The sequence below is a fragment of the Allobosea sp. CER48 genome (assembly GCF_044752385.1).
In the GTDB taxonomy this organism is placed as follows: domain Bacteria; phylum Pseudomonadota; class Alphaproteobacteria; order Rhizobiales; family Beijerinckiaceae; genus Allobosea.
Genome location: NZ_JBIWYK010000078.1, coordinates 1 through 9480, shown reverse-complemented (window position 1 = coordinate 9480; position 9480 = coordinate 1). Strand labels below are relative to the sequence as shown.

Genomic DNA, 9480 nt, shown 5'->3' with positions numbered 1-9480 from the left:
TCGGGCCACGCAAACCGGCGCCGCCCGGACAGGACGCGCCTACGCCTTCGCGGCGAAGGGCACGAAGCCCGGCAGCGCGGCAACCAGCTTGCGGAACGTGTCGCCACGGACCTCGAAATTCGGGAACTGGTCGAAGGAGGCGCAGGCCGGCGAGAGCAGCACGGCGATCTCGCCTTCGCCTGGCTTCGCCAGCGCCTCGCGGGTCGCATCGGCAACAGCCTTGTCGAGCGTGACGCTGCGCTCATAGGCGACGCGCCCGTCATCCTCAAAGGTTGCGGCGAAGAGATCGCTGGCGGCGCCGATCAGGTAGGCCCGGGCGATATTGGGGAAGTAGCGGCGCAGCGACTCGATGCCGCCTTCCTTGGCCTTGCCGCCGAGGATCCAGAAGATGTCGTGAAAGGAGGTCAGCGCCTTCTCGGTCGAATCGGCATTGGTCGCCTTGGAATCGTTGATGAAGACGACGCGGCCGATCCGGCCGAGCTCCTCCATCCGGTGCGCCAGCCCCGGATAGGTCTTGAAGCCCGCCTCGGTCTCCGCGGTGCTCAGCCCCAGCGCAGCGCAGGCGGCAAAGGCCGCCGCCGCGTTCTGGGCATTGTGCGAGCCGCGCAGCGAGCCGATGCCGGCAAGGTTGGCGACGACGCGCGGCTTGCCGTCCTTGACCTCGACGATGCGCGTGTCGAGACGGCCCTGGTTGGCGGTGACGCCGGCGAAGACTCCCTCGTCCAGCGGCTGCTCGCCGCTGATCTTCACCAGCGGGCGCCCGCCGGCGGCGCGGCGGCGCGCCATCTGCTTCGAGGCCTCGTCATCGACCCCGACGACCGCGATATCGGCGGCCGCGACCAGCCGCTCCTTGATCGCGGCGTAATTCTCGAGCGAGCCATGCCGGTCGAGGTGATCCGGCGTCAGGTTCATCTGGATGCCGACCGTCGGCGCCAGCGAAGGCGCGAGGTCGATCTGGTAGCTCGAGCACTCGATCACATGGATGCGGCCCGCCGCCGGCGGCTCCAGCGCCAGCACGGCTGTCCCGATATTGCCGCCCATCTGCACGTCGCGGCCGGCGGCCTCGAGCACATGCGCGATCAGCGCGGTCGTCGTCGACTTGCCGTTGGTGCCGGTGATGCAGACCGCGGGCGAGCCCGGCGCGATCTTCGCTCGCTCGCGGAAGAACAATTCGACATCGCCGATGATCTCGACGCCGGCAGCCTTCGCCTTGCCGACCGTCCAGTGCGGCTCCGGATGCGTCAATGGCACGCCGGGCGAGAGCACGAAGGCCGAGAAGCCGGACCAGTCGGCGCTGGCGAGATCGACGACGGCAAGGCCTTCGGCCGCCGCCTTGTCGCGGCTGCCCTGGTTGTCGTCCCAGGCGGCGACATCGGCGCCACCCGCCTTGAGCGCGCGTGCCGTCGCAAGCCCGGAGCCGCCGAGGCCGAAGAGGGCGACCTTGCGCCCGGCGAAAACCGTGACGGGCGTCATGCTCGCACCCTCAGCGCAGCTTCAGCGTCGCGAGGCCGACCAGCGCCAGCACGACGGAGATGATCCAGAAGCGGATCACGACCTGCGGCTCGGTCCAGCCCAGCTTCTCGAAATGGTGGTGGATCGGCGCCATCAGGAAGACGCGCTTGCCGGTGCGCTTGAACACCGCGACCTGGATGATCACCGAGAGCGCCTCGACCACGAACAGGCCGCCGACGATGGCGAGCACGATCTCGTGCTTGGTCGCGACCGCGATGGTGCCCAGCAGACCGCCCAGGCCGAGCGAGCCGGTGTCGCCCATGAAGATCTGGGCGGGGGGCGCGTTGAACCAGAGGAAGCCGAGGCCGGCGCCGATCACCGCGCCGCAGATCACCGCGAGTTCGCCGGCGCCGGGAATATGGTGGATCTGCAGGTAGTTCGCGAAGATCGCGTTGCCGACGAGATAGGAGATGAAGCCGAAAGTGCCGGCCGCGATCATCACCGGCACGATGGCGAGGCCGTCGAGGCCGTCGGTCAGGTTCACCGAATTGCCGGCACCGACCACGACGAAGGCCGTGACGAGCGGGAACAGGATGCCGAGCGGGATGATCGCTTCCTTGAGGAAGGGCATGGCGAAGCCGGAGGAAATCGCCGGCGGCTGCATCTGCATGATGAAGTAGCAGGCGATCAGCGCGACCACGACCTCGATCGAGATGCGCGCCTTGCCCGAGAAGCCCTTGTGCGACTGCTTGGTGACCTTGAGATAGTCGTCGTAGAAGCCGATCGCGCCATAGGCCGCGGTCACGCCGAGAACGATCCAGACATAGGGGTTGCGCAGGTTGCCCCAGAGCAGCACCGCGGCGAACAGGCCCGACATGATCATCAGCCCGCCCATGGTCGGCGTGCCGCGCTTGGCGAGATGCGTTTCCGGCCCGTCGGTACGGATCGGCTGGCCCTTGCCCTGCTTGATCCGCAGCCAGGAGATCGCCGCCGGCCCGAAGAAGAAGACGAAGAGCAGCGCCGTCGCCGTCGCCCCGCCTGCGCGGAAGGTGATGTAGCGGAAGACGTTCAGGATCGGGAAGGTGCCGGCGAAGTCGGCGAGCCAGACGAGCATGCTAGGGTGTTCTCTTGAAGGTCAGTCTTCGGCAGGCACGGCAGGAAAGCGCGCGAGGATCGCCTTGACGATCGGTCCCATGCGCGAGCCGAGCGAACCCTTGACCGTGATGACGTCGCCGGCGCGGATTGCATCGAGCACGAGCGGCTCCAGTTCGCTCGCCCCGGCGGCATAAGCCCCCCGCATGGCCGAAGGCAAGCTCTCATAGAGCTCTTTCATCAGCGGCCCGCAGGCGAAGACCTTGTCGATCTGGTTGGTGACGAGCGGCTCGGCCAGGGCGCGGTGCAGCTCCGGGCCGGTGGGCCCGAGCTCGCGCATGTCGCCGAGCACGGCGATGCGGCGCCCCCTGCCCTCGACCGGCAGGCGGCCGAGATTCTCGATCGCGGCGCGCATTGAGGCCGGGTTGCCGTTGTAGCTCTCGTCGAGCAGCGTCAGCGCGCCGCCCGGCGCATGGAGGATCTGCCGTGCCCCGCGGCCGGCCGGTGGCTTGAGATCGCCCAGTGCCAGAGCGGCGAGTGCGAGGTCGGCCCCCAGCGCATGGACGACGGCGAGGACGCCGAGGGAATTCAGCACGATATGCTTGCCCGGGCTGCCGAGCCGATAGGTGACCGGCTCGCCGAAGACCCGCGCCTCGACCGTCGACATGTCCGGCTTCAACGCGCAGGAGACCAGCTTCACATCGGCATCCGGGCTTTCGCCGAAGGTGATGATCCGCCCGGCCGGCCCGGATTTGGCGATGTCGCGCAGCAGTTCGGATTGCGGGATGTCTGCGTTGACGATCGCCGTGCCGCCCTGTTCCAGCTCCCAGAAAACTCCGGCCTTCTCCTCCGCGATCCCTTCCACCGAGGCGAAGGCGGCCAGATGCACCGGCTGGATCGTCGTGATGATCGAGACCTGCGGCCGGACCATCCGGGCCAGCGGCACGATCTCGCCCGGGCTGTTCATGCCGATCTCGTAGACGCCGTAGGCGATGTCGGCCGGCGTCCGACAGAGCGTAAGGGGCACGCCCCAGTGATTGTTGTAGGAGGCGACGGGCGCATGGGTCTTGCCTTGTCGCGAGAGCACGAGGCGCAGGGCCTCCTTGGTGCCGGTCTTGCCGACGGAGCCGGTGACGGCGATGACCTTGGCCTTGAGATCGGCGCGCCGCGTCGTCCCGGCCCGTTCCATCGCCTTCAGCACGTCCGGCACGATGGCCAGCGCCCCGATGCCCTTGAACGCGTCAGCATGCGCCTCGTCGATGACGGCGAGCGCCGCCCCCTTGTCGAGCGCGGCCTTGACGAAATCGTGCCCGTCGCGCGCCTCGCCCTGGATCGCGAAGAAGACGTCGCCCGGCTCCAGAGTGCGGGTATCGATCGAGGCCCCGGTCACGGCTGGCGGCACCGCACCTTCGGGCCGCGCGCCCAGCGCCGCGATCAGCTTGTCTCCGGTCCAGAGCGGGGCGCTCATCCTGCAATCTCCGATAGCGCCTTCCGAACCACCTCATGGTCGGAGAAGGGCAATGTGCGGTCGCCCAGGATCTGGCCGGTTTCATGGCCCTTTCCGGCCACGACCAGCAAATCCCCAGCCTTCAACATCTGCACCGCCGCCCGGATCGCTTCCTCGCGGTCGCCGATCTCGCTGAGCTTCGGGGAGGCGGCCATGATCTCGGCCCGGATGGTCGCCGGGTCTTCGCTGCGCGGATTGTCGTCCGTGACGATGGCGATATCGGCCTTCTCCGCCGCGATAGCGCCCATCAGCGGGCGCTTGCCCTTGTCGCGATCACCGCCGCAGCCGAAGACGCAGATCAGCCGCCCGGTCGCATAGGGCCGCAGCGTCGTCAGCACGGCGGCAAGCGCGTCCGGCTTGTGGGCATAGTCGACCACGACGAGCCCGCCATTGGCTTCGCCGATGCGCTCCAGCCGCCCGGCCACGCCCTTGAGGCCGGAGATCGCCTGCAGCGCCGCTTCCTTGTCCTCGCCCGTTGCGATCGCGAGCCCGGCGGCGACCAGCGCGTTGCCCGCCATGAAATCGCCGACCAGCGGCAGCGCGACCGAAAGCTGCTTCCCGTCGAAACCCACCGTCAGACGCTGCGAGAAGCCGTCGCGCTCGTTGCCGAGCAGGGTCAGCGTCTCGCCCTTGCGGCCGATGCCGATGATCCGATGCCCTGCCGCCGCGGCGACCCGCGCCGCCTCCTCCGCATAGGCCTCGTCGCGGTTGATGACGACCGGAGCACCCTCCGGCAGCAACGTCCAGAGCCTGAGCTTGGCGGCGAGATAGTCCTCGACACTCGGATGATAGTCGAGATGGTCGCGCCCGAGATTGAGGAAGGCGCCGGCCTTGAGCCTGACGCCATCGAGCCGGCGCTGGTCGAGCCCATGGGACGACGCTTCCATCGCCAGATGCGTGATGCCCTCGCCCGCCAGCGCATCGAGCGAGCCATGGAGCGAGAGCGGGTCCGGCGTCGTCAGCGAGCCATAGTCCGCCCCCTTCGCCGTCACCACGCCGATCGTGCCGAGGCTCGCCGCTTCATGGCCGAGCGCCTGGAAGATCTGCCGGGTGAAATCGGCGACGGAGGACTTTCCGCTGGTGCCGGTCACGGCGACGATGGTCTGCGGCTGGCGCGGATGAACCTTGGCCGCAGCCAGCGCCAGCGCGAGCCGGGGGTCGTCGACCTGCGCGAAGGCGACGCCGGCGGGCAGGTCCGCCGGGCGCGGCCCGCCCGAGACCACGGCGACGGCGCCGTGCCCCACCGCATCCATGATGAATCGCGCACCATCGGCCTTCGCGCCGGCGAGCGCGACGAAGACGTCGTCCCCCGTGATCTTGCGGCTGTCGAAGGCGACGCCATGCACCTGCTGGCTGGCCGCGTCGTCGTCGAAGGTCTCGGGGAAGAGGTCTCCGAGGCTGTATCCGGTCATGCTCATGGTTTCCGCTTATAGGCCGAGATCAGCGGGAACCCCAGGCCCCGAGCTTTGCCATCAGCGGGAACGGCGATGGCGGTGGGTCGAAGCGCGGGTTCAGCCCGAGGATCGGCGCCGAGCGCTCGATCACCTTGCCGGTGGTCACGCCCGCATTCCAGGCCGCGGTCGAGTAGCCGCCGCTCTCGGCATAGCCCTTCGGCTCGTCGTAGATCGCCAGGAACAGGTATTTCGGCTTGTCGGAGGGCGCGATCGCCGTGAAGGTCGTGAAGTTCTTGTTCTTGGCATAGCGGCCATTGATGACCTTTTCCGCCGTGCCGGTCTTGCCGCCGACGAAATAGCCGGGGATGTCGGCCTTGCGGGCCGAGCCCTTCTCGCCGTTGAGACGCATGATGTAGCGCATCGCCTCGGACGTCTCCGGCTTGATCACGCGCGTCGCGACCTTGCGCGCATCCTCCTCGGAGCGCTTCAGGAAGGTCGGCTTCATCAGATAGCCGCCATTGACCAGCGCGGCGACGGCGGAAAGCGCCTGCAGCGGCGCGACCGCGAGGCCGTGGCCGAAGGCGATGGTCGCCGTGTTGATCTCGCCCCAGCGCTGCGGAACGATCGGGGCCGCGCTTTCCGGCAGCTCCGTCGTCATCCGGTCGAGCTGCATCATCTTCTTCAGGAAGGCCTTGTGGCCGTCGACGCCGACGGCGAGCGCCATCTTGATCGAGCCCATGTTCGACGAGTGCAGGAAGACCTCCGGCACGGTCAGGGTGCGGCCGGTGCCGTGGTATTCCTTGATGACCTGCCGGCCGAAGCGCATCATGCCGCCGGCGGTCGAGAAGCTCGAATTGATGTTGACCTTGCCGGAGTCGAGTGCCATCGCGATGGTCAGCGCCTTGAAGGTCGAGCCCATCTCGTAGACGCCGACATTCATCCGGTTGATCCGGTCCTTCTCGAGCGCGTCGACCGGGTTGTTCGGGTCGAAATCGGGCAGCGATGCGAGCGCGAGCACCTCGCCGGTGTTCACGTCCATGATCGCGCCGGCCGCTGCGATCGCCTTGAAGCGCTCCATGCCCTTGAAGAGCTCGTCGCGCAGGAGGTGCTGAACCCGCAGGTCGATCGAAAGCTGAACCGGCTTCAGGTCGGAGGCCTCGGTCGCGAGCCCCGCGCCGTTCAGATCTTGCAGGCCCTGCGAGTCGATATACTTCTCGATCCCGGCGATGCCGACATTGTCGACATTGGCGAAGCCGAGCACATGCGCTGCCGCCGTGCCGTTCGGATAGACGCGCTTGTTCTCCGGCACGAAGCCGACGCCGGGGATGCCGAGCCGGTGCACCTCCGCCTGCTGGCGCGGCGTGATCTCGCGCTTGATCCAGACGAAGCCCTTTTTCGTTCCCAGCTTGTCGCGCAGGTCCTTGGCATCGAGATCGGGCAGCACGGCCGTCAGGAGTTCGGTCGCCTCGTCCTTGTCGAGGATCTTGCGCGGCTCGGCGAAGACCGAGACCGTGCGGATGTCGGTCGCCATCACCTCGCCGTTGCGGTCGGTGATGTCTGGCCGTGCCGCGGAAATCGCGTTGGAAGTCGCGCGGCGCAGGCCGACCTGCTCGTTCGGCAGCGTCGCCAGCATGGCGAGCCGGCCGGTTATGGCGATGAACAGCGCGGAGAAGCCGAGGATGACCAGGCCGACGCGCGGCTGGCTCTTTTCCCCGCTCATGCGGAAGACGTCGCGCAGCCAGGCCAGGCGCCCGCGCTTGACCGTGCCCTCGGTCACCTCGGCCTGCTGCTCCATCGGCGCCTCGTTCTGCTTCGGCTCGCTCATTGCATCGGTCCCGGCGTCGTCGCGCTCGTCGTCCCGCCCGCGCGGGCGCTGCTGCGCGGCGTCTCGGTCGGCATGCCCAGGCCGAGATCCTCGAGCTTGCGGCCGATGGTGTCGACCTTGGGGCCGCGATTGGGAATGTCGGAGGGCTTCACCACCTGCGTCACGACGAAGGGCTGCAGGTCGAGATGGCGCTCGGCCAGCGCCTGCACCCGGTCCGGCCGGTTCAGGAACTGCCATTCGGCCTTGAGGACCTGGATCGCGTCGCGCTCGCGCTGTGTCTTGGTCTTGAGCTTCTGGAGATGCTCGGCCGCCAGCGTGGTCTCGTATTTGATCGAGTAGGCATAGACCGCCGAGGAGACCAGCGCGCCGATGGCGATGACATGCAGGAGCTTGATCACGCTCAGGGTCTCCGGCGCGGCTGCGGGTCGGGAACGGTCGAGAGCGCGACGAGGCCGGCTTCGGCCCGGCGCGCCGGGGCGTCGTTGCGCTCGGCGGCGCGCAGCTTGGCCGAGCGCGCCCGCGGATTGACCCTCATCTCGGCCTCGCTCGGACCGACAGCCCCCTTGCTGACCAGCCGGAAGGTCGGCTGCGCCGCCGCCACGGCCGGGGCATGGCGCGAGCCGGCCGGCACGCGGCCCGAGCGCTCGGCGAAGAACTGCTTGACGATGCGGTCCTCGAGCGAGTGGAAGGTCACCACGACGAGCCGGCCGCCCGGCTTCAGCCCGGTCTCGGCCGCATGCAGCGCCCGCACCAGCTCGCCGAGCTCGTCATTGACCGCGATCCGCAGCGCCTGGAAGACGCGCGTCGCCGGATGGGCCCCGCCCGGCTCGCCGCGCACGATCCCCGCGACGAGATCGGCGAGCTGCTTGGTGGTGGCCAGCGGCGCCTTGCGGCGCGCCTCGACGACGGCCCGCGCCACGGCGCGCGAACGGCGCTCTTCGCCATAGTGGTAGAAGATGTTGGCGAGGAGCCCTTCCTCCGCCTCGTTGACGATGTCGGCAGCGCTCTGCCCCTGCCCGCTCATGCGCATGTCGAGCGGCCCATCGAAGCGGAACGAGAAGCCGCGCTCGGCCTGGTCGAGTTGCATCGACGAGACGCCGATATCGAGCACGACGCCGTCGAGCGGCACCATCTTGAAGCGCTCCGCCTCCTCGGCGAGCTCACCGAAATTGGCCTGCGACAGGATCAAGCGCCCAGCCATCGCCGCGACGAGATCGGCCCCTCCGGCGATCGCGCTCGGATCGCGGTCGAGCCCGAGCAGGCTCGCACCCGGCGCCGCATCGAGGATCGCCTTGGTGTAGCCGCCCGCCCCGAAGGTACCGTCGAGGTAGCGCCCGCCCGCATGCGGCGCGAGCGCCTCCAGAACCTCGTTGAGCAGGACCGGCACATGACGGGCCGCCCCGCCCGCGGCCGCGTCGGAATGGCCGGTCATGAGCTCGCTCCTCCAGCCGGACCGGAGAGACTTCCGAGCGTCCGCTTCACGTCGCGCAGCCGTGTACGCGCCGCATCGAGATGGGCCCGGAAGCGCTCGGGCTCCCAGATCTGGAACTTGTGGCCATGGCCCACGAAGGTCACGGTATCGCCGATCCCGGCATGCACCTTCAGCGCCTCGCTCAGCACCATCCGCCCTTCCGTATCGACCTTCAAGACCTCCGAGGTGCCGTTCAGCGCCGTCGAGAGCAGCTCCCATTCGTCCGAGAAAGGCGAGAAGCGCGAGAGGATGTCGTCGATCGTGGCCCTGAGCGCGTTTCCGCCGGCGTCCAGCGCCGGCAGGTCGAGCGCCTGATGGACGTAGAGCCCCTCGTAGCCGTCCTTCGTCAGGACCGCGCGGAAGCTGGATGGAATGGAAACACGCCCCTTGGCGTCGAGCCGATTGGTGAAGTTCGAGACGAAGCGGTCCGTCAACGCCGCCTCCCGGCTTGCACCTCATGGCGCCGCAGCGCTGCGTGGCGGGCGGCAAAAAGACCCCCCGCCGAAGCGGGCAAGGCAGCTCCGAGGACCAGATTCCGCGCGGCACACGGACCCTGATCTGAAGATTGCCTGCCGGCTTCGACGGGATGGTTTGGGATAGCATGGGCAATGATGGGCGTCAATGGAATCACAGGCGCGCGACGACCCCTGCGAAGGCTGTCCGCCATCACAGCCCGTTAAGGTTAAGTAACCGTAAGCGCGCGGAAATTGGCTTCGCCGGGCCCGTTGGCCCGGCGAAG

General features: G+C 68.4%; 8 protein-coding genes. All 8 read right to left on the bottom strand.

The features are described 5' to 3' along the window. Positions 1-39: 39 nt before the first annotated feature. The 8 genes from murD to ACIPIA_RS05105 are packed head-to-tail and all read right to left on the bottom strand — an operon-like array spanning position 40 to position 9175. Positions 40-1473 carry a UDP-N-acetylmuramoyl-L-alanine--D-glutamate ligase gene (murD, locus tag ACIPIA_RS05140; protein ID WP_400507313.1) on the bottom strand — a complete coding sequence of 478 codons (1434 nt, stop codon included), beginning with the start codon at positions 1471-1473 and terminating at the stop codon, positions 40-42. 10 nt (positions 1474-1483) lie between these two features. Continuing rightward, entirely contained in the window at positions 1484-2566 is a 1083-nt protein-coding gene (gene mraY, locus ACIPIA_RS05135; protein ID WP_400507311.1) for a phospho-N-acetylmuramoyl-pentapeptide-transferase, read from the bottom strand. Between the two features lie 21 nt (positions 2567-2587). Next, positions 2588-4012, bottom strand: coding sequence for a UDP-N-acetylmuramoylalanyl-D-glutamyl-2,6-diaminopimelate--D-alanyl-D-alanine ligase (locus ACIPIA_RS05130; protein WP_400507309.1), 1425 nt, complete (start codon positions 4010-4012; stop codon positions 2588-2590). Continuing rightward, positions 4009-5463, bottom strand: coding sequence for a UDP-N-acetylmuramoyl-L-alanyl-D-glutamate--2,6-diaminopimelate ligase (locus ACIPIA_RS05125; RefSeq protein ID WP_400507315.1), 1455 nt, complete (start codon positions 5461-5463; stop codon positions 4009-4011). Before ACIPIA_RS05125 ends, ACIPIA_RS05130 begins: the two co-directional genes overlap by 4 nt. A gap of 28 nt (positions 5464-5491) precedes the next feature. Next, positions 5492-7270, bottom strand: coding sequence for a peptidoglycan D,D-transpeptidase FtsI family protein (locus ACIPIA_RS05120; protein WP_400507307.1), 1779 nt, complete (start codon positions 7268-7270; stop codon positions 5492-5494). Continuing rightward, a complete protein-coding gene (gene ftsL, locus ACIPIA_RS05115; RefSeq protein ID WP_400507305.1) occupies positions 7267-7668 on the bottom strand; it encodes a cell division protein FtsL in 402 nt (133 codons plus the stop codon). The genes ACIPIA_RS05120 and ftsL overlap by 4 nt, the downstream gene beginning before the upstream one ends. Before the next feature lie 2 nt (positions 7669-7670). Then, a complete protein-coding gene (gene rsmH / locus ACIPIA_RS05110; RefSeq protein ID WP_400507303.1) occupies positions 7671-8702 on the bottom strand; it encodes a 16S rRNA (cytosine(1402)-N(4))-methyltransferase RsmH in 1032 nt (343 codons plus the stop codon). Continuing rightward, complete coding sequence (locus ACIPIA_RS05105; RefSeq protein ID WP_400507301.1) at positions 8699-9175, bottom strand: division/cell wall cluster transcriptional repressor MraZ; 477 nt, start codon at positions 9173-9175, stop codon at positions 8699-8701. Before ACIPIA_RS05105 ends, rsmH begins: the two co-directional genes overlap by 4 nt. Positions 9176-9480 lie beyond the last annotated feature (305 nt).